The sequence below is a fragment of the Deltaproteobacteria bacterium genome, assembly GCA_018668695.1.
Lineage (GTDB): Bacteria > Myxococcota > XYA12-FULL-58-9 > XYA12-FULL-58-9 > JABJBS01 > JABJBS01.
On sequence record JABJBS010000340.1, the window covers coordinates 1 to 22245 of the forward strand.

Annotated in this window: 13 protein-coding genes; 9 read left to right on the top strand and 4 right to left on the bottom strand. The window is 51.1% G+C overall.

The window, feature by feature from the left end:
* The first annotated feature begins 87 nt into the window (after positions 1 to 87).
* Both HOK28_19400 and HOK28_19405 read left to right on the top strand, forming a co-directional pair.
* The gene (locus HOK28_19400) at positions 88 to 774 is read left to right on the top strand and encodes a glycosyltransferase family 4 protein (protein MBT6435271.1); all 687 of its coding nucleotides are present in this window, start codon (positions 88 to 90) and stop codon (positions 772 to 774) included.
* A gap of 82 nt (positions 775 to 856) precedes the next feature.
* Entirely contained in the window at positions 857 to 3169 is a 2313-nt protein-coding gene (locus tag HOK28_19405; GenBank protein ID MBT6435272.1) for an MMPL family transporter, read from the top strand.
* Here the strand turns inward: HOK28_19405 and HOK28_19410 are convergent.
* Positions 3166 to 4674 (bottom strand): hypothetical protein, encoded by a 1509-nt coding sequence (locus tag HOK28_19410; protein MBT6435273.1) that lies wholly within the window; start codon positions 4672 to 4674, stop codon positions 3166 to 3168. The genes HOK28_19405 and HOK28_19410 overlap by 4 nt on opposite strands.
* Entirely contained in the window at positions 4671 to 7067 is a 2397-nt protein-coding gene (locus tag HOK28_19415; GenBank protein ID MBT6435274.1) for a hypothetical protein, read from the bottom strand. Before HOK28_19415 ends, HOK28_19410 begins: the two co-directional genes overlap by 4 nt.
* Positions 7068 to 7281: 214 nt before the next feature.
* Between HOK28_19415 and HOK28_19420 the strand changes: the two genes are divergently transcribed.
* Entirely contained in the window at positions 7282 to 11022 is a 3741-nt protein-coding gene (locus HOK28_19420; protein ID MBT6435275.1) for a hypothetical protein, read from the top strand.
* Between the two features lie 9 nt (positions 11023 to 11031).
* On the opposite strand, the gene HOK28_19425 is transcribed toward HOK28_19420, so the two are convergent.
* Positions 11032 to 12072 (bottom strand): ferredoxin--NADP reductase, encoded by a 1041-nt coding sequence (locus HOK28_19425; protein ID MBT6435276.1) that lies wholly within the window; start codon positions 12070 to 12072, stop codon positions 11032 to 11034.
* A gap of 240 nt (positions 12073 to 12312) precedes the next feature.
* On the opposite strand from HOK28_19425, the gene HOK28_19430 reads away from it, so the two are divergent.
* Both HOK28_19430 and HOK28_19435 read left to right on the top strand, forming a co-directional pair.
* A complete protein-coding gene (locus tag HOK28_19430) occupies positions 12313 to 14331 on the top strand; it encodes a tetratricopeptide repeat protein (protein MBT6435277.1) in 2019 nt (672 codons plus the stop codon).
* 947 nt (positions 14332 to 15278) lie between these two features.
* Positions 15279 to 15686, top strand: coding sequence for a hypothetical protein (locus HOK28_19435; GenBank protein MBT6435278.1), 408 nt, complete (start codon positions 15279 to 15281; stop codon positions 15684 to 15686).
* Between the two features lie 615 nt (positions 15687 to 16301).
* Here the strand turns inward: HOK28_19435 and HOK28_19440 are convergent.
* Positions 16302 to 16481, bottom strand: a complete 180-nt coding sequence (locus tag HOK28_19440; protein ID MBT6435279.1) for a hypothetical protein — start codon at positions 16479 to 16481, stop codon at positions 16302 to 16304.
* 476 nt (positions 16482 to 16957) lie between these two features.
* On the opposite strand from HOK28_19440, the gene HOK28_19445 reads away from it, so the two are divergent.
* From HOK28_19445 to HOK28_19460, 4 genes are all read left to right on the top strand, one after another.
* Positions 16958 to 18493: an arylsulfotransferase (ASST) gene (locus HOK28_19445; protein MBT6435280.1), complete on the top strand. Its 1536-nt coding sequence runs from the start codon at positions 16958 to 16960 to the stop codon at positions 18491 to 18493.
* Between the two features lie 58 nt (positions 18494 to 18551).
* On the top strand, positions 18552 to 19907 hold the full coding sequence (locus HOK28_19450; protein MBT6435281.1) for a sigma-54-dependent Fis family transcriptional regulator: 1356 nt from the start codon (positions 18552 to 18554) through the stop codon (positions 19905 to 19907).
* Between the two features lie 182 nt (positions 19908 to 20089).
* Positions 20090 to 21247, top strand: coding sequence for a tetratricopeptide repeat protein (locus HOK28_19455; GenBank protein ID MBT6435282.1), 1158 nt, complete (start codon positions 20090 to 20092; stop codon positions 21245 to 21247).
* Positions 21248 to 21432: 185 nt separating this feature from the next.
* Positions 21433 to 22245, top strand: an 813-nt coding sequence (locus tag HOK28_19460; protein MBT6435283.1) for a hypothetical protein, incomplete at its 3' end; no start/stop codon positions are given.

Here is a 22245-nt window from a genome sequence, read left to right on the forward strand (position 1 = left end):
ATAAGTTTGCGAATGCGCTACCCGAATATCCGATTGGTGTTTACCCGCCACACCTCGAGCCGTCCAAGCTTACCGACGAGACTCTTGATGGCCAAGGCAGATGCATGTGTCGTCCTAAATCGAGAATCTCTTGAGTATGCGGGAAGTGATGCCAAGATTGTTTATCACGGCGTAGATACCGAACGCTTTAACTATTGCCGAGACAACTCTAGAGTTTTAGATGGGGCAGGCAAGAGTAATAGCCCGGTGATCGGCATTGTGGGTCGAGTGCGGCCCGAAAAGGGTCACGAGGTCCTAGTGGATGCGGTGATGCCTCTAAGAGAAAGGCATCCAAACCTCAAAGTCGTGTTTGTGGGAGCATGCGACCGTAAGCATAAGGCCTGGCTACGCTCGCTTGAGAAAAAAGCTCCGGGCCTGATTGAGTGGGTAGGGGAGCAAATCAATATTGCTTCTTGGTATCACGGCATCAGCATTATGGCTCTTCCTTCTTTTCGAGAAGGCTTTAGCTGCACAGTGCTTGAAGCCATGGCCAGCGGATGTGTTGTTGCGGTGAGTGATATTTCGGATTTTGATCAAGTCGTCGACCATGGAAATAATGGATTTTTATTTGAGGCTGGCAACCACCGGGCGCTTACGGGAATTGTGGGCGAACTTTTAGACTCGCCGCATAGTATGTCTCGAATTGGGAAAGCGGCCAGTCAGACCATATCAAAGAAGTTTACCGCCGAGCATGAAGCCCGGACGTTGGCCGGAATTTATAAGCAGTTACTTTAAGGCCTAAACGTAGCACTTTTCCTGTCGCTTTTTTCACCTAATTCCTATAGGGAAAAACCGGCTCAGGGTGCTGGAGGCATACATGTTTGGCAAGTTGGCTGATTCTATTGCGAACGCTCGAAATACCTGGGCGGTCACCACTCTCTTGGTTGTTTTTGGTATTGGTGCGGGCGCATCCTCTTTGCGGGCAGATTTTAGCCTTGAGAGCTTCTTTGGCAGCGGCGCAAATTCCTGGGCGGAGCTGAAGCAATACAAAGAGTTCTGGGGACCCGATGACGATAAAATCCTCATTGCCAGTTGGGTAGATGTTGGTGACTTCCTAACGCAAGAGCGTCTTGTGGCATTGGATAACCTAACCCGTGAATTGGCCGAGCTTGAATCCGTTAAAGAAGTGACCTCGCTGCCATCCATCATACGGATGCAAAGCGGTGAAGATGATAGCTTAAGCCTCGCTTCGGTTCTGGATACCTTTCCAGCGGAGGCGAGCGGTGATGCTCTAGCCGGTTGGAAAGCCGAGCTATTAAACGATGAGCTTTTGGTTCCGGCTTTGCTTGCGGAAGATGCCAAAGCCACCAGCATTTTGGTCCAGTTCACGGAGTCCAGCAGCAACATGGAGAAAGTGGTTCCCATGGTTGCGGGCGTTCGTGAAATCACGGCGAAGTATAAAGAGAAGCTGGGTATTCAATTTGCGGAAGCAGGTATCCCAGCGGTTCGGGCCGACTTCTTTGGCCAGATGGTGAAAGACCAGATGGTGTTTCTACCCATTGCCATGTTGCTCATGGTGCTTTCTCTCTTTGTGGTATTTCGCAGCGTCCACGGGATTTTGGTGCCGGGCATCGCGGCTACAGTTCCATTGGTGATGCTCTTTGGTGTCATGGGTTATCGTGGTGTGCACATTGATATGGTGAGCCAAACGCTGGCAACGGTTTTACCAGCGATTGCCGTAGCCGATGCTATTCACCTTTTAAGTCGTTTTCATGAAGAGGCGCGCAAGCTTGCCAAGCCTGGTGAACGCTTGAACTTAGAGCAGCGCCGAACAGCCATTCGAGCTGCTCTACGAGAGCTGGGTGGCGCGTGTTTTCTCACGTCTCTAACCACCGGGGTTGGGTTTGGTTCGCTCGTGATGGCCAAGATGCCTATCTTGCGAAGCATGGGTGAGAATGCCGCCATTGGAATTCTCTTCTCTTACGGCTCGGTCTTGATTGTGATGCCCATTCTTTTGTCCATGACCCAAGGCGTTGTTCCTAAAGGGCCGCAATCGGATAAGCCCATTTGGCTGGACCGATGGCTTGATGCCAGTGCGGCTTTGTCTCTGCGCAGGCCGGGGTTGATGTTGGCCGGTGGCGCCGCGGTAGCCGCGTTCTTTGCCTGGCATTCGCAGTATGTGGTGGTGGACAACAACCTCACGCGCATGTTGCCTATGGAGCACCGCACTTCCCAGGCCAATGCATTGGTTGATGATAAGCTGGGCGGTATTTTGAATTACGAATTCGACATGATTGGTAAACAGGGAGACTTAAAACGCCCGGAAGTACTGAAGGCCATGCAGGGTTTTGAGGCCTACGCTAAAACGTTGCCTTCCATTCGAGAAATGTCCAGCCCAGCAACTTATGTGGCGAATGCTCATGAGCTGATGGGCGGCACCCGAACCATTCCAGACGACCCAGCTGCGGTAGCTCAGCTTATGCTTCTCTTGGAAGACCATGACGAGATGCTGAAGATGCTCGATACCAATTACGACCGCGCTCGCATGGTGCTGCGTGGCCAGGACCACGGGGCCAACTATTTTGATGGCGTTGAGCAAAAGCTTCGGGAGGCCATGCCCAAATATTTCGATGGGCTGGGCGTGGATGTGTATCTTACGGGTACCGGCGTGGTGGCATATCGCGGTATCAACAACGTGACTTTTGATTTGCGAGACAGTTTGATCTTCGCGTTCATACTGGTTGCTTTGGTCATTGCTTTTGTTTTTCGCAAGTTGAGCATCACGCTTTTAGCTTTGGTACCCAACGGACTTCCTCTTTTGGTGGGTTATGGGACCATGGGTTTGATGGGCATTGATTTGGACCCCACTGCGGGCCTTATCTTTACGGTGGGCTTGGGAATTGCGGTGGATGATACCATTCACCTCTTGGCGCGTTTTCGAGAAGAGATAGCTTCTGGTAAGCCGCGAGACGAAGCCATTATGGAAACCGTGCGCCAAAGCGGTCGGGCCATTGGTGTCACGTCTATTATTCTTACCTTCGGTATTGGCGTGAATATGCTCAGTGGTTTTACGGCCATTGCCGCTATGGGTACCGCGGGTGCAGTGATTATCAGTTCGGCTTTACTTTGTGATGTGTACTTGATGCCAGCGCTGCTCAAGTTGATGACGCCAGAGACGGCGAAGGTTTAAGGGCTCTCCTCCGGCATCGACACCGCACAATCTCCCGCATCAAAGTTAAAGGCCTCGCAGTTAAGGTCCAAGCCGTAATCGCCGGAGTCGCAATAACCATCTCCAAGCCAATCGTTGGTGAAGAACTGGTAATGGCACGCGCCGCTGCAGTCGGCAGCATACTCAAAGCCTTCTTCGGCAATGTTATCGTTCAGTTCTTCGCAGGAGCAATCGGATACGCCTTGGGCATTGGCATCCCAGCCGCATTCTGGGAACCAGCAATTGGTGTCGCATTCACCATCCCCAATCCAGCTTGGATTGCATTGGCTGCTATCACATTCAAAGCCGCCATCGTTTTCCATAGCCCAAGGGTCTTGGCAATCATAAGCAGTTGCATCATAAGGGCAGGGGTAGGTGTTGCTAAAGCATTCCGACTGACAACAATCACCGCCATCGTAATCACAGCCTTCGTTGTTGTTGTAAGCGTCGCACCAGCCGTCGCCCACTTCCATCATGTAGCCTTCACATACTGGTGGCTCCCAAGGTTCGTCGCCGTCGCAGTCGTCGGCATCGTTGTTCCAGGCAGCACACACTAAGTTGATGCCATACTGTCCATCATCGCAGTAGCCATCGCCTTCCCAGCTTAGATAACTGTCGTCAAAGCACAGGCCGTCGCAGTCTTCGTTGTGACCAACATCTTCGCAGGTGCAGTCTGCTGTATTTTCGGCCGCAAAGTCCCAGCCGCAGGCAGCCACCCAGCATTCCGGGTTGCACACGCCATCGCCAATTTCATCGGGCATGCAGCCCGGGGCACACACGGCGCAGCCTTCACTGGAGTTTTCACAGGCCAGAGGGTTTAGGCAATTGAAGTTCTCCAATTGAGGTTCGTCGCTGCTTACATGCACATAACCGCCGCACGCATAGGTGGAACTCACGCACGTAGAGGCGCAGCAATCACCGCCATCAAATCCGCAGGCTTCTAGGTTGTTTTGGGTATCGCAGTAACCGTCACCAATATTTTCCACATTGCCCAGGCAATCGTAGTAGGCGGGCAGTTCGTCCGTGGGCTCATCGCAGGTTTCGCCGATATAACCGGTGCCGGTGCAATCGCAGAGGAAGCCTCCCGGGCTATTCTCACACGTACCGCCGTGGGAGCAGGGGCGGGTTTTGCATTCGTTGAGGTCGGTACAAATGGAGGGCTGGTCACCTTCACACACGAAGCCCTCTTCGACCATGCAGTCAGAGGAGCAGCCATCACCTTCCTCAAGGTTGCCGTCATCGCAGTCTTCGTCGTAATTCGCGTACCCATCCCCGCAAATCGACGGCGGACCAACGCAGCAATCATTCCCGCTTGGGTCGCTCACATCCGTAGGGTCGGTTGGATCGCTTGCATCAGCCGGTTCGCTGGAATCGGTTGGGTCAGGGTTGGGATTGGGTTCATCATCTCCGCCGCAGGCAGGGACGAAAAGAATCAAGGTGCCGAGCATTAAGATTCGAGCGATTTGAGAGAGTGATAACATTTTCATGGTGCCTGTCCTCCCGTTTGGTCTAACTCTTCGTCAGTAAGCCCCCAGGCATAATCCACTTGGGCTTCACCGGCCGCATAACCAAATGCTTTCATGGTCAGTGGGGTCGCTACTGTGCCTTTGACCGTGATGAATTCGTTGCCGTAGTTGGTACCATCGCCATTGTAACCGCTGTAGGTGATAATCATGTCTTTGTAGGTTGTACTCTCGCGTTCTTCACCGTGGAGCAGGGCAGTCTCATCGTTGTCCCACATCACAATGGGTGTGTTGCCATCGTAAAGCTGAATATCCACGTCTTTGTCTGATGTGAGCGTGATACGAAGGTTTTGTTTACCTTGGGGTATTGCGCCCACTTCCACCACACTGTTTTTCTCGATGCTCTGGGTAAAGCTGCCACTGCCTTGGTCGATACAGTTTGGCATTTCGGCCCAGCTGTAGGTGACCACGGCATCACCGGCGGCGTAGCCGTAGGCCTTCATCGTTAGGTCGCGGTTGGTATCGCCGGTAATGGTAATCCACTCGTTGCCTTTACCGTCGGCGGTTTGGTCGCCGTCCCAGCCGCTGTAGCAATACTCAAGCTCGTTCCAGGTTTTACATTCTTGGCTTTGCCCGGTGGCTTCGCTTCCTAAGAGTCCATTGGGATATGCAATGATTTCAAAGCCGGTTTCTTTGTCGATAAGTTGCACGTCCACATCATTGTCGCTCTTAAGCTCAATACGAACGTTGTGTTTCTCCGCGGGGATTTCGCCCACTTCCGCCAAGGCGCCTTCAGCAATGGCTTGTTGAAAGCTGCCGTTGCCACCGTCGCATTTACTACCCCAGTTGAAACCGCTTTCAACTTCTGGTGGTGCAACGGAGAGGTTGAGGATTTGTTTGACGTGGGCCCACTCAATCCCTGTACCGGGAATCTTGCGCGTGCCCTTAATCGTAACGGTATCGCCAGCAGCTCCGCCATCAACTTTGATATAGACCTTGGTCGAACCGGCCGGTACTTCCAGCTCGCACTCTTCATTGGAGTTGGCTCTGAATGGGCGGCAATCAAATTTGTTTTGAGTGGGCCGGTATCGAAAGCGCACATAGAGATCGGCGTCTGCCGCGCCGTTCATGGTAATTTTGATTTTGTCGCCGGGCTGCACTGTGTAGCTTGTACCCACTGAGTCAAACTCCGTGGCCGCTACGGTCGCAGTTTCATCCACCAGATTTTGGGCAGGAACGGCAACTTCGGTATTTAGCTTTTCTTCGGCAGCCCAGAGAAAGTCGGGGTGGTTTTGGCGAGAGCCTTTGATCCATTCTCCGCCAATGATTTTACCCTCGGCGTCGAGCTCAACAATGTATTCGTAAACATCTGTGTTGGTGTAGTCGTCGATACTGGCTGAGAGATTACCATCGAGGTCTTGATGAGATTCCGCAATCCAGCGCAGGCTTAGTTTAACTTGCCTAAAAGCAACAGCGTTAGGGTTAAATGCATACTTGTCACCCGTGGCTCCTAAGAGCTGATTGGCTTTCGCAGCATCAATGTCTTTTGGGTACTTCTTCCAAATCTTGTATCCACGTAGTGGCTGGTTCCAGGTTTCGTAGTCGTAAGTTCTATCTTCTACCAACCCGACTTTTTGAATGCCGAGATAGTTGGCAATCACAGTGTGAAAGGTGCCTGCGTTGGTATCCGCACAGGCAGAGTATTCGGCTGTGGGTATTCCGAATTCATTGTACTGAATGCCTTCGGCATCACCCGTGTTGCGAACCTCGCATGTCTCAGAAAGAGACTTGGCTTTTAGACCAAAGTCATAAGAGAGGGTAATCAAAGCTTTGATGTCTTGAACTTTAAACTCCACGCCATTGTAAGTGACGGGGTTGACAGGTTCGGGTTCCAACACAGCGGCTGGCCCCCAGGCATGACAAATACCAAACCAAGTTTCCACGCAGAACCCATTGTCTTGGCCTTGGCGCTTCGAGCACTCTTCTCCGGTAGCGGCGTTGCAAACTGTGTCGTCGGTGCAAGGCGTGCGATGCTTCATGCTATCCACGCCGTATTCAAGGCTAACAGCATCTTGAATTCCTGTTTTACTAAAAGCCATTTCATATTTTTGAGCGGGAGAGAGAGTATCTTCGGAGGATTTGTCCCAGCGGTCGTTGATGCTGTCGAGGTAGGTTGGCCAGTAGCTTCCTGCCCAGGGTGGGGTGGTGGTTTCACCTTGCACCGGAAGTTCATCGAAGCGGTATTCGAAGTTTTGTCCAAAGTCTAAAATGTTGGGGTCATCTCCTTCGCTCCACTCAACCGATTGTGAACCTCGGCCTTGATAGCCCTCTGCTTCCGAGCTCGATTCGTTACATCCGATCAATGCGAAGGTAAGCGTAAACGCGGCAAAGCATGCCACTGGCATTTGTATCTTCATGGTCGACCCCCAGGAAATTTCAAGGCGTGAATTTTAGCCCGCTAAAACTGGGCCACCTTGAACTCACTTGAATTAAAGCGAAAGTTGGAGTGCCGTACAACCATGATCGGTAGGACCAATTAAATGACCTTTTTCCATAATAAACACGCAACATCCGATTCCTTTAGCCGAAAATGGAATGATGGCAGTAGAATGCTGTGAAGGAGTTAAGAATATGCCTAGTTTTCCTACCGATGGACGCCCACCAGTATTGCCCGGATTGCCTACAGGCGCTCTGGAGCCTGACGATTCGGCGCCCGTAGAGAGACCCAGTGCTCGGGGTGATGCCATGATGCATCCAGCTTCCAGTACTCCTCTTCCTGCTGGCCTGCTCCGCCCGATGGAATCTCAGCCTATGGACGATGGCAGCCTGACCCGAGAGTTGCCTATTCTTGAGCTTCCCGATGGTGAAACCACCGGTGTGTCGACCCGGCCCGCTCTACGAACGAACCCCGCCCCGAGGCGTGGACCTGCGCCATCGACGACGACCGTTTCTGAACACTCAAGCGATGGAAATACCGACCGAGCCCGTTTTGACAATGGCAGCGAGCGATACGATTGGGACGTAACCACGGATGGCGTTGGCGACATGCGTGGCCGTGCTGGAGCTGGCGTGACCCGCGGTGAAACTTCGGCCTATCTCGATGCTGAGTTCGACGAAAACACGGGCGCTGTTGATGCGCGGCTATCAGCGGACCATCGCTTAAATGATTCTACTTCCGTGCGGGGCTCTGTAGGCACCGACGGCAACGACATCAATCACGCCGGCGCAGGCGCGACGCGAACCTTCGAAGGCGGGCACCGCACCGATGTGGATGTAAACTGGGACCGTGACAACGGTGTATCGGGTGAAGCGGGTTGGAGCCACACCGGTGAGCGCGGGCATGAGAATGTAACCGTGCGCGGCAACGAAGACGGAGGCGATGTACACTACTCAGGATCTCACCGCGCGGGCGGATTGACGAGCCGAGAAACACTAACCGTCGACAGCGAAGGCAATGTAGATGGTCGCGTGGATGTGGAAGGACGACACGAGATTCGACCAGGAACGAGCGTTTCAGGCTCAGGCCATGTGACTACGGATGGCTCGTTTGCGGGTGATGCGCGTGTGGATCATCGTATCAACGAAGATGTAACCGCTCACTCCAGCGTTCGGGTGGATAGCTCTGGACGGCGCAGCCACGAACACGGTGTGAGAACAGATATCGGTGATGGCCGAGGTAGCCTCAGCGGTGATGTACGCCACTCAACCGACGGCAGCCGCAGCGTGGGTGCAGATGGAAGTCTACGCACAGACCATGGCCGGCATTCTGGTTCGGCCAGAGTTTCTGATTCTGATAACGGTCCAGCTTCTCTTGATGCCCGATATGGTTTTGATTCTCCGACTACAGGTGGCAGCTCACGCACTTCGGTGGATGTGGATGGCCGCGTGGATGAGAATGGCAATTGGCGTGCCCATGGCCGAGTAGAGCATCGCGTAACCGACGGTGTAACAGTCACTGAAGATCTCCGTGTTGATAGCAATGGGCGACGCGTGCATGGCCACGAAGTTCGAGCTGACCTCGGCGAAAATCGTGGAACAGTAGGGGCAGAAGTGACCCATTCCAATGATGGCAGTTTGTCGGCGGAAGCGCGCTACGATTGGTCAGAAGGCGAAAACGCAGTGGGCGCGCGAGCCGGAACAACCGACGGCGAGCATCATGTGTCAGGGAATTATACCCACACATCCGAGACGGGCTCTGAATCTGTGTCCGGTGGTTACCGTACGGGTGAAGGCCTGCATGGTGAGGGGCGCATTGTCCGTGAAATAGGCGATGATTCAGAAGTGGAAGCAACGCTTCGAGGTAACAGCCGCGGGGACGTTTCCGGTACACTGCGCGGTACAACCCGAGTGGGCGAAAATAACGATATCAATCTGAGTGGCCGAATCAACGCCTCTACGACAGACAACCGCGTAAGCGCAGATGTGAATGTAGGGCGCTCCGCAACCCGTGAAGCACCTGGTTTTGGTATGCGAGCCGGCGGCGCCAGAGACGACCATTCCGTAAGTGGTAACCTCGGCGGCGATTTGAGCGTGACCAATCTTTTAGGCTCTGCACTTAAAGCCACATTAGGAGCGGATGCTGGAGTAGAATTAACGAAACGTTATGAAGCACAGCCAGGCTTTGGATGGCGCGGTGATGTTCGTGAAGCTGCCTTGGATGCTAACCCGGGTCATGACTTTGTAAGCTTTGCTGGACGCGGACGAGCCTCCGTCAATATCGGTGGCAATGTACCGGTGGGTGTGGGCTACGTAAACGCAGGATATAAGCGCGGTGAGGTCTACGATGTAGAGGTCACTCGCCTAACAGATGACCCGCGCTTAGGAACAATTCCTACTTTAAATGACCTGACCGTGCCGCAAGATGCGAAGGGCGTTCTTGGTATGCGCGCTGGTGAATCGTTTAAGATTACGGGCACGAGCACCCATGTGTCGAATGCAGGTGGCGGAGTTGGAACAAGCGTGGGCGCTGAAGGTATCGGTAGTGTGAAGCTAAGTGCAGGCGTTGACATTTCTTATACCGTTAGCGGGCGAAACTCCATCGATGTAACCAGAGGCGACGGTGAGAGTGCACGCATCGTGGTTTCAGCTGAAGATAAAATGACTGTGGGCGGTGACCTCAAAGCAGTAGCCGGTGCAACCCCCGATTACGCGGCGCTTGGTAGCGCGATAGGGACCGATAGACTTCCCACTTTGGGACCAGTCAGTGATATTGCCGGCGGTGTAGCAAAGGGCGTAGCCAAGCGTTGGCTCAGCGCAGAAGGCCGAGCAGGTGGCCGTAAAACCGAAGGGTCCAATCGTATTTTAGATGCCCGGTTGGATTTGTCGGATGATGTGGCCAAGGCAGCTTACGATAAAGCTATGCTGGGCGATTGGACGGAGCTTGAAAGCTTGAATCGTGCAGGACATCCGGGTGTTGATATCGACCGTTCTATTTTTACAGAGCTTGATGAGAGAGCCACTCCTTTGACGGTTTCTGGCTTAGGTTTGGCTTACAAGGGTGAGTCGAAGGAAACCTTGCGGGAATCTGACGTGGTTGTGGATGAAGGAACCTACAAAGTTTCATCTGATGTAGACGCGAACAGCCGTGTGATGGATTCATGGGCAAATAAAAGCTCATTTTCGGTAACAGACTCGGACCGAAGTGTAACGGGAGTAGATGGCGCTGAGCTGGGCGATGTAAAAGCTACTGAGAATTGGCTAACTTGGGCTCATTCTTACACTGAGAACGTAGCATCGAAAGATGATGTTTTGGCTAAGTTGCGTTTAGCAAATTTTGTGTCGAGCGGTGATGAGAAAAATACGCTCAATGCCTATACGGATAAGCTTGAAGCAGTTGAAGAACACCGTAAGCTTTGGGTGGGACCACGTAACGAGTTGCGCAATACCACAGTGACGACGAAAGTAAGCCTTGGCGATAAAGCACTGGATAACGTGACAAACTTAACGGACGCGAAGGTTTGGGAAATGTATGAGCAGCAGTGGTTGCTGATGCACCCAGAGAATCCCACACCGCCATGGGCCGATGAAGAGATGATGCCGCTTTTTATGGACCCAACGGTGATGCTCGCTAAGAGCGTTGTTCGCATGATGGAAAAAAAGAAGGCGACAGGCGTGGTCAAGAGATTGGTTCAAGCATCAAAAACGACGAACGAAGAAAAGCGAAATGACTTGATTCGTGAGGTCTTGGCCGAGCAACATGGTGACCCGGTCGTGCTTGCGATGCTGGTAGAAATGGTTGGCCGGGATAACGTGAAGCTTGAAGTTCAGGTTGATAGCAATGCCGGTGATGCGGGCACAGAGTATGACTTTAGTTTGAGCGATACCGGTAGCGGGTTCGACGTTCAAACAAGAGTGTTTGGTGAAAACCTATAATTGCTGCGATTAAGCGTCCCAGTCTATCTCTATTTCTGATGTAAGCGGCAAGGCTTGGCAGCCTAAATAGAGATCGTCTTCAATGTCTTCCTGAGACAGGCAGTCGTTCATTCTCATTTCGACACGGCCTTTTACAATTTTAAACAGACAAGACGAGCAATAGCCTTCCTCACAGGAGAAGGGCGGCTCGATCCCTGCACGTTTGGCAGCCTCCAGAATAGTTTCGCCTTTTTCGTAAGGCACCTCATGCATGGTATCTTCCCATTTTACACGAAGGTTACTGGGTACCGCGTCTTGTGTGGTTTCTGTAACTGGTGCAGGCGTTGCGTCGGGATCTGCGGGCGAGACAAAGCGCTCTAGGAATATTTGGTCTCGTTGGACCCCGATATCCTTGAGTGTATTTTCAATGACATCCATAAATGGCCCCGGGCCACAGAGATAATAATCACCGGTTTTGTCGAGTGGGAGCCAGCTTTGGATTTTCTCAGATGTAAGGTATCCATCGCGATTGTCTAGGCTATGTATGATTTTCAAACGGTCAGCGTGGTTGGCTTGGAGGTCTTTGAGCTCCTTATCAAAGATAATCGATTCTTCGTCTCGGTTAGCGTAGACCAACTGGATGATTCGGTCAGTCTTTAATAGAGCAGTTTTGACAATGGAAATCATGGGAGTGATTCCACTTCCGCCGCCAAACAACCAGAGTGGGGTAGAGTTATCTTTTAGGACAAACCTTCCAGAAGGCGCCATCACTTGCAGGGTGTCGCCGGTCTTTACTGCGTCGTTGAACCAGTTTGAAATTCTCCCATCGTTGACCCGTTTGATGGTTACTTTGTGTGCATTATCTTTTTCGGGAGAGCTGGCCAATGAGTAGCACCGACTGAGAGACTTTCCCTCGTAGTCAACGAGGAAGGTTAGAAACTGCCCGGCTTGGTACTTAAATTTGTCTTGGAGATCTGTGGGGATTTCGAAGACAAATGATTTACTGTCGTGTGTTTCTTCGACTACAGCGGAAACGATAAGCGGGTGGTAATTCTCTGAGCTTGAGCTCATGGTTCTGACTCCATGTATTCAAAGGATGCGCCTAGTGAATGATATAACCATGGCCCTACGCAGGCACAAGCAACCAGTGCCGCATCCGCAGGTCTCCTGACAAGCTCTTACAGGATGCCGCGCTGAGTCGGACGCGAGAGAACTTTAAGGATGCGCTCTAAAGGTTATTAGAATGGGGCTCAGAGAGATTCTGTCACTTGTCGTTTGGGTTAAGCCGAGACAGTGCTAAGGTGCCTCACCATGAGCGAGAACTTAGAAGATGTCGTTGACAATGCGCTGCAAGTAGCCGGCGGTTTTGTAAATTTGGGGCAGTATGACGAGGCTAAGGAGGTGTGTGAGAAAATCTTGCACCTTAAGCCAGACTCGATGCGGGCCCACTTTATTTTAGGATGCGTTTATCAGGCGGTTGGGGCTTTCTCCGATGCCAGGATAGCGCTGCGCAAAGCAGAGCTCTTAGACCCAGAAAACATCGATGTAAAAGCGTCATTGGGTTTGGTTTCACAATGCTTGGGCCAGCTGGAAGAAGCGATGGCTTACTATCTCAAAGTACTTGAGGTTCAACCTGACCATGGTGATGCTTTGATCAATTTAGGAGTCATTTATCAGGGTGCGGGCGAGCGCTCTGAGGCTCGTAAGCTTTATCAACGTGCTGTTGAACTCGACTCCTCTTCAGTTCCGGCACTGATTAACCTAGGCGCGGTCTATGTTGAAGAGCTCGATTATGAAGGGGCAGAGGCTCTTTTACGTAAGGCGTGTGAGCTTGAGCCAGACTCGATTCAGGCTCTCAACGGTTTCGCGCTCTGTTTGAAAAACCAAGGACGCTTGGAAGAGGCGCGGGCAGTTTCGTCGAAAGTATTAGAACAAGACCCCCACCAAGCCCATGCTCTTTTTGGGCTTCATCTTTGTCTACCCGTGCTGCATGAAGATGAGCCATCTATCGATGTTGTTCGCGTTAACTACGCTCAAGGTCTTCAGAAAGTTCGGGAAGGGTTGGCGTTGGACTCTGCTGAAAGAGTTCTTGAGGCAGCTGATGCCATGGGCTCAACGACGAATTTTTGTTTGCATTATCAGGGCAGGAACGACCTCGAATTACAGATAGAATATGCCAAGCTATGCGAAACCATTATGGGGACTGTTTTTCCACAATTTATGGAACCCATCGCGCTGCGCGAACGCAAAAGCGGCGAAAAGACGCGAGTAGGCTTTATCTCCTCTTATTGGCGCCACCATTCCATTTTTAAAACACACGGGGCTTTTGTCACTCATCTTTGCTCTGATGACTTTGAAGTTCATGCAATACACATCGGGTCTCATTGTGACGCCTCGAGTGAAGCTATTGCGCATTCGGCTGCAAAATTTCACCATTGGCCAGATTTCGGCCTTCATCATGTGGAGATGCTGCGCCGGCTTGAACTCGATGTCTTGATTTACCCGGATTACGGAATGGAGCCTAGGCTTCAACTGATAGCGCCACTTCGGCTGGCGCCAGTCCAGTGTAATATGGGAGGGCATCCCGTGACTTCTGGTTTAGGGAATATGGACTACTTCTTAAGCAGCGACTTGATGGAGCCCCAGGGGGCAGAAGACCATTACAGTGAGAAACTTATAAGGCTTCCTGGGCTCATGAGTGCTTATCCCAAACCAGATGCGACTCAAGCCAAGCAACCACCTATTGACTTACCGAGTAAGGATAGTCGTGTTAGCTACCTGTGTTTGCAGAGCCTTTATAAACTGCTACCGAATTTCGATGATATCTATCCGGCGATAGCCAAAGTGGTCCCCCAAGCTCATTTCGGTTTTATCAAAGAGTCCAGCGAAGCTGTGACCTCGGTTTTCAGAATAAGAATCGAGAAGGCGTTTGCAAAGCATGGGCTCGATGCGGATGACTACGTGTCGATATACCCGCGACTTTCTCAAGATTCGTTTTATGGCCTGGCCGCCAGTGCAGATGTGATCTTGGATAGTTTTCTTTGGTCTGGAAATAACAGCAGCATGGAGGCTTGTGCTTTTGGGAAGCCGATTGTGACTTGTGGCGGGCCGATGATGCGTGGGCGACACACTTTGGCAATTCTCCAGAGAGCCGATGTCATGACCACAGTGGCGAAAGATATGGCGCAATATGTTGATCTCGCAGGAAAATTGGGGACTGACCCCGGGCTGCGCGAAGAGATTGGTAATCGAATTCGAGACTCTCATGGTGTGCTTTTCGACAACGCTGAAAGCGTCCGCGGGCTCGAGTCTTTCCTGAAAAATCTATAGTTATTAGGCCAGTACGGCTGTTTTTTGTCCGGTGTTTTGGATTCGAATCCGAAAACCGGTAAGATAGTAATGTGAAGTTGCATGCTGAAATCAGTAAAGATTTGCTGCAACGAGTGAAGGCAAACATCTCTGAGATGGACGATGTTGCTCTGATGTATGCGGGCATTCAAGCTTTTCGAGAAGCTACGCCGGAACTCAGGCAGCGAGCTGAGAACGTCCCCCATGGGGGCGAGTTGCATTTGTTCGAAGTAGAAGTGCTCGATGAACTTTTCGATGTCCTCAGTTCTTCTCTTAAACCAACCGACCATGCTTCGATTATTCATGTGGTATTGGCGAGCCTCTTATTACGAACTTCCGACGATGAAGATTTGGATGTTCGAGACGGAGAAGGTATCAACTCGCAGATCTTCGGCCGTTTCCTCGTTGAGAAGGGCGTTGTTAACTTAAAAATGCTTATGAAGGCACTTCGTCTCGCGAAGTCCATGGGCGCGCGGATAGGTGATTTGGCCATCGAGCAGGGCTGGCTCAATACGGACAAGATAACCCTCATCGCTCACGAGCAAGAAAAGAACAATAAGCCCTTCGGTCTCGCAGCGATTGCCTTAGGGTTGCTTACCCAAGAGCAGGTTTATGATCTCTTGGAGCTTCAGAAAAATTCGAAAGGTGGAATTGGCGAGGCTTTGGTTCAGCTCAATATTCTCAGCGCAGAAGATATGCAGGTGCACTTTCGAGAGTTCCTTGATAATCAAGTACCAGAGCCCGTACCAGAGCCCGTACCAGAGCCCACACCAGAGCCCACACCGGAGCCCGTACCAGAACCCACACCGGAATCAGCTGAGCCCGTCGTGGCGGAGGATTTGGACTTATCGGAATCAGAGGCTGGTAAACGACTCCTGAAGTTTTTGACCGAGTCGTTCCCTGAACTCTCGAAGACCATAGCGGGTATTGTGGTCAAGGTTGAACCGACCACCTCGTCTTCGGATGCGACTCAGGCGGAATTTACTGCTCAGATGAATATGACAGGAGATGCCTCCTGTTTACTGACTCTCTCAGTAAGTAATGACTTTGCCCGGGTTATTATGTGGGGGCTCTTTGGCATGGACTTTGTCGAAAGCACAGACATGTATCCGGACGCAGTGGGTGAATTCCTGAATATGTTGGTAGGCAACGCTTCGAGATCGCTTGAAAAAGAGGGCATCAAAACCCGCGGCGAAGCTCCTAATTTTGACTGTTCAATTCCCACAACAGGAAAATGTTTCCAATTTGTTATCTCCGGACAAATTCGTGGAGACGATGTTCACCCAGTAGCACCTACGGCTACGGGAACCTTGTTCCTATCTCGATCTGAATCATAAAGAATGAGGTCAAAGTGATTTGACCGCTCGAGTTCAAAAGGAAGGTGCAGGGAATGAACTCGGGCGGCCAAGGAAGGTCATAAACGTCGCTTAATGGTACTTAAGCTTTTGCGATCTCTCGACCGCGGGGTAGCTGGAAAGCTCAATATACCGCGAATAGTTTATGATAGTACCGTCATCACTTAGGTTTGCCATGCCTAAAGTAGCTTCTCCGTGTCGAAGGATAACCGGCCCGGAAGAAAGCAAGTCATGGCGATGTTTGGAAGGGTCATGTTTGAGTTGTCCATGACCAAGGAAGAGTTCCGCCTGAGCGGTTCTCAATTTAAAAATATTTCGTGTCGCCAAAGAGCTAATGATGTGAACTGTTGACCTGGAAAACATGGGTAACATTGCCCCACGCTCCCAACTCAAATTTGGATTTCCCGCTGTCATATGACTGGCTGGAAAGTGGTGTAGTTGCATCATAGACACTTCGTTCTTTGTTGAAGAAAAGAACGCCCAATCTGTCAGTTCCGAAATCCTGACTCCGAAGCGTTCAGCCACTGCATGCTTGAGTACCAACTGTAAGTCGGCACAGAAGTTCTCATTTGAAGATGGGTACGACGACATCGTTTTTCAAAGCCTCGCGCCCATTGCAATTATTTTCGATGATCCGTCATTGCAGCGCACAAATTCGGAACCATCTTCTAGAACTTCGACTTTGCAGTCTTGTTCGTGCGATTTGTCATTTTTAGCCAAGGCTACGCCTGCCCCTATCATCCCGATAATGGATAATACCCCTACGACTTTTCTCATTGAATTTCCCTCCACCCTTGCAAATGAGTATGACCGCCGTGTTGTTTTTCAACAATACGCCACAACCTATGGGAAGGTAGGCAAACGTAAGGGACAGCCATTCATGAGAGAGGGTCCGAAAACAGGTCTATTTTTTAAAGCCGGAATTCCCTTATTTAGACTTATTTTGAGTGAGGTTTGTATATATACGTGTTTTGGCCTGAAGGCATGAGCACAATGGAGCAGGGCCGATTACTTAAGTTATTGAAATTAATGTTTATTTCAACTTCTTTTTAGATGCCGCGCTGCAGCGTTAAAACTACTTATGAGACGTCTAATTGGCTCTATATCTCTTTTTACTGAACGTACTTATCGTGATCAAATTTCTAATTTTTTCTCAATTTGGGTATTTTTTTCGATAATTCAAGCCTTGTTCTTAACGGTTTGAGTTCGGTCGGCATTTGTGGGTGTGTGTGCTTTGGAAGGAATTCACAAAAATGAGATTATGGCCGACATTTTTACTGCTCTCTTCGCTGACTGTGTTCCTAGGATGTGCGGACTCCCAGGAGTGTGAATCAGCCGATTGTGGCAATAGCGCGAGTTCGGAAGAGGTCACGGAAACCGGGGCCGCCGACCCTGAACTTATCGATGAAGAACCGGATTCGGAATCAGGTGAAGAATCAATTTGCGATGAGACATACGAAGATAGAACGGTTGGTTTGCAGTCGTGCGCTGAAGGTATGCAAGCAGGCTACACGCTTTTTGCGCCAACGCGGTCAACCAGTACTTTTCTGATCGATGCCTGGGGAGAGCAAGTGCACTCCTGGCAAAGTACCTACAACCCAGGGCTTTCTGTTTATCTGGAAGACGATGGCAGTTTACTACGAGCAACTACGGTGCCACGAACGGCACACGGAGCGCACTTCGATGCGGGTGGTTTGGGTGGACGCGTGGAGCAAGTGAATTGGGATTCCGAGTTAGTCTGGAGTTTTCAATATGCCTCTACGGAGCACATCGCCCACCACGATATTGAACGCTTACCCAACGGGAACATCTTGATGATTGCCTTTGAGGTAAAATCTGAAGCAGAAGCAATTGCCGCCGGGCGTGCTCCCAACCTCATAACAGATGGGGAAGTCTGGCCAGACCACATTATCGAAGTGCAACCAGTCGGAGTGGATGGCGGTGAAATTGTCTGGGAATGGCATTTTTGGGATCACATGGTTCAAGATTTTGATGAGACCAAGGACAACTTTGGGGTGGTGGCTGACCACCCGGAGTTGATGGATATCAATTATGTGGGAGATGGCAGACGAGCAGGTGGTGCTGATTGGCTGCATGTTAACTCCATTGATTACAATGCCCAGCTCGGTCAGATATTACTGAGCGTGCACAATACGAATGAAATACTGGTCATCGACCACAATACAACTACGGAAGAGGCAGCCGGTCCTGCTGGTGACATTCTATACAGATGGGGAAATCCAGCGGCATATGGGCGCGGTGGACCGGGCGAACAGCTTTTGTTTGTTCAGCATGATGCGCATTGGATTCCTGAGGGGCTACCTGGCGCTGGAAACATCCTTATTTTTAATAATGGCGGCGGCCGCGATGGGGGCGACTACACGACCATCGAGGAAATCGTACCACCTTCTGACAGTGCGGGAAGCTATGCCGAGCTTAGCGGCGATGCCCACGGTCCCCAAGTAGCTATTTGGCAATATGGGGCTGATGACAATGAAAGATTCTATTCCCGAAATATATCGGGCTCTCAGAGGCTTAATAATGGGAACACATTGATTTGCGATGGTCCTGCTGGCCGATTCATTGAAGTTCAAGAAGATGGCACTTTAGTTTGGGAATATATCAACCCAGTGATCAATTCAGGCATAGTGGTTCAAGGTGAAAGTATCCCTGTGGGGCAAAATGGACAGTCAAACACGGTATTTCGAGCTACGAGAATATCGCCAGAGAACCCGGCGCTCAGTGGCCGCGACTTAACGCCATCTGGCTACATTGAGGGATCACCGTAGGTTGGTTTGCAATCTGCTCCCAGCTGGGTGATGAATCAGGCACCGAGGTAGGAGAATCATGACTCACCGAATCTTAATCATTGATGACGAGCGAAATATCCATACGACCCTTGGCCGTGGGCTAGAGCTTGAAGGCCTTCAGGTCGAGTCTGCTTTTGATGGGCAAGGTGGCCTCGATAAAGCCGCGGCATTCTGTCCAGACTTAATCCTTTTAGACCTGAAGCTCCCTGACCAAAATGGCCTCGAAGTTCTTGACCAGTTGATGGCGTTTGAGAAGCCTCCGGCGGTTGTCATGATGAGCGGCCACGGTACTTTGGAGTCCGCGGTTCAGGCTACTCGAAGAGGGGCATTGGATTTTCTAGAGAAGCCTGTTGATATTGACCGCTTAACTTTGACCGTAGCCAATACCTTGAAGCTCGACGAGCTGGGTAAAGCCTACACTGGGATGCAGAAGGTCATTGAGCGCCGTCACGGGATGGTGGGTCGCTCAAGTGCAATGCAAGGCTTGTTGGCGCAGATACACCGAGCAGCGCCTACCAAAGCTTCGGTTCTAGTCACCGGGCAAAGTGGCGTGGGTAAAGAGCTTGTTGCGAAGGCTATTCACGACTTATCACGGCGTAATCAAGGAGCATTCGTGAAAATGAATTGCGCCGCCATCGCCGAGAATCTCGTTGAGTCTGAACTCTTTGGTCATGAGAAGGGTGCTTTTACTGGGGCGGAACGTCGCCATCAGGGAAGGTTTGAGCGCGCTCATGAGGGGACTTTGTTTTTAGATGAAGTAGGTGAAATGCCTTTGGCCACTCAAGCTAGATTGCTTCGCGTTTTGCAAGAAGGCGAGCTTGAGCGGGTAGGTGGCAGCGGGTTGATTGAGGTGAATGTACGTATCATCGCCGCGACGAACCGTAACCTACCAGAAGAGGTTGCGGCCGGCCGTTTTCGCGAGGATTTATATTATCGACTGAATGTCGTTCCCATTGAGGTACCCGCGCTCAAGGACCGGTTGGATGATGTTCCAGCGCTGGCTTCTTATTTACTTTCTTTGGCGTTGGCTGAGCATGAGCTTGAGCACCGTGAGTTTTCAGAAGATGCGATGGCTGTTTTAGAAAAATACCACTGGCCTGGTAATGTGCGAGAGTTAGCACATACAGTTGCGCGTTTAGCCATCATGTCTATGGGGCCTGTGATTGAGGCGGCTGAGGTTCATGGCGCATTGCCTGGAGGCTTTCGCCCATTGCAGCTTCCCGGGATTCCAGAAGAGGGCCTTCTGTACCCGTTACTTGAGAGCTTTGAGCGTCAAGTCATTGAGAATCGTCTAACCCGCTTTGATGGTAAGGTTTCGAAGGCTGCAGAAGATCTCGGCCTTGAGCGCAGTCACCTCTATAAAAAAATGCAAAAGCTTGGTCTCAAGCGTTAAGCGTAAGTTGTGTCTAGCCTTCCACACCCATCTCTTCCGTTTTGTGTCTGATCCGACACAATCGTTCTCTCGCTCCTCATAGTTGTTTGAAAATTGCCTGTCTTTTCGTGAAAGCAATGTTTGGCACGAAACCTGAAAGGTAATGAATATCAACCCCCTTTGGTTTCTATGAGGAGATATTTATGAAGTGTATGCCCCCCCGGTTTTCTTTGGTTCGTTCATCAGTATTGATGGCGGCCCTTTCTCTAACTTACGGCTGCAACGGCGCCGACGAGCGTCAAGCTGAGGTTCAAGCGCAAGGCGGCGACCAAGCGATGACTCACCGTATGGTGAAAGTTGGCCCACAGCATGATGTGGAAAGAAGCAATAATTTTGAGCAGAGGGGTAAAACCTTTGTGATTGGCAAGCCATCTGCGCCGCATGCGGGATTTAAGCTCGACCCACTTCCCGAAGCTGAGCCGGACCTTTTCGAAAGAGAAGCGATTCTTAATGTGAAAGATACAGAAACTGATTTTTTAGCCGCGGCCCAGGCGCTGGTGGATGAGGAATTGGTCGAAGACGCGATTGTGGCCTATCGCAAAGCGCTGGGTAAGGACCGCAACAACGCTGAGATCTGGTTCAAGTTGGGACGGGCCTACAATATGACTGGGCAGGATGCTCGAGGAATGGAGTGCTTGGAGGAAGCGATTGATTACAAGAGCGACCATGCCGAGGCTTACACGACGATGGTGCGCTCTATGTTAAAGCGTGGTGAAGATACCTCAGCATTATCCTACGCCAAGACGCTTCGCCGAATCGAACCTGATTCCTTTCGCAGTGCATTTTTGTTGGGACGCTCTTATGCGCGCTTAAAAATGTGGAAAGAATCGGTAGCGGCGTTTGAAGAAAGCTTGGAGGAAGACCCTGAGCACCTTTGGGCAAACAACAACCTCGGCTATTCAGCGCTTCAGATCGGTGAATATGAAATGGCGATTTATGCTCTTGAGGTAGCCACTGGAAAAGAGGGCGCTCAAGCGTTCATGTTCAATGGTCTCGGTTATGCCTACGAGAAGCACGGTGAGCCCATCCACGCAATCGTTGCCTACGATGCTGCAATCGAGATGAACCCGCGATTTGTCAAAGCGCTGGTGAATCGCGAGAGGATCTCTGCAGTGCTGACTCCAGAGCAAAATGATGAGTACGCAGCGTTTCAGCTAGAGTTACCGCCTGAGGATACCGAAGTAGCGCAAGCAAAGCCGGCAGCAACAACAACCGCGATGAATACAGGCGGTGGCGAGCCGGTTAAGACAGGTGTGAGCGGTTTCGTTGAAGTTCCAATGCCTGAATTTAAAGCTCCTTAAATTTTCAATATCTCCTTCGGCTCCCTACGGATATTCGCTCTCCCGTTCATTCTCCCGTCCGTAGGGAGCCATTCTTTTGATTGATATAAGAAAACTGCTTTCTTATCAGGGTACTCAATGTGATAACGTCTTTTATGCTCTGCCCATCATGCCCAAACATTTATCCACCTTGCCGGTGGATTTTTGTGTTTTCGATTTTGCTCATGGTGACCGGTGGCTACGCACACAGTGCTGATGTGGTAGCTCTAAATAGCTTTGTGGAGACGGTTGCTGAGGCGGTTGAAAAACGGGCGGATGAGCATGGCTTGGATGAGGCCCTGGAGTTAGTGATCGAGACGGGTAGAGGTGTTGACCCTCAGCAGGCCAAACGATTTTTTTTTCAAGAACTCACTGCAGCCTTGGGCCGGGGTGGAAGGCTTGTTGCGCGAAGGGGCGCTGCTCTTAAGCTTACCCTGACGGTGTCTCGGCGCAGAGATAAAGTATGGGTCATGGGAGATTTGATTGATACTCAGAACGGGAAAAAAATTCCCATTGTGGTTGTCGGTCATCGTGACTCAGTTTTAGCAGCCGCCCTGGGAGCGCGCCGAAATTATATTGGGCGCCGGACTTGGCGAGCGACACAAGTTGGGAAAGTCGCACCGGGGCTTTTAAACTTTTGTCTGTTTCCTCTTGAGAACTCTCCACAAGGAAAAGGCTTTGCCGCAGTTCATGTTGACGGAGTGCGCCTCTACCAGATGTCTCCCGAGGGCATATCACCCTTAGGTAAGGAGTTTTTGTTCAAAAAAGAGCATCGTTGGCCTCGTGTACGTAAGGCTTGGCTTGCACCGCGCGGCTTGGGTCAACTGGAAGTTTCAACGAGCGCTGGATTCACTTGGTTGCTTGATACCCGCACGGGTGAGTGGATGCGTCGCAAGCCTGGTCGAGCTCCGCTGCCACAGCTTGGTGCTTTAGGTGAGTCCTCTGTGATCACGGCGGTTTCGCAAAAGGGGAGTGCAACA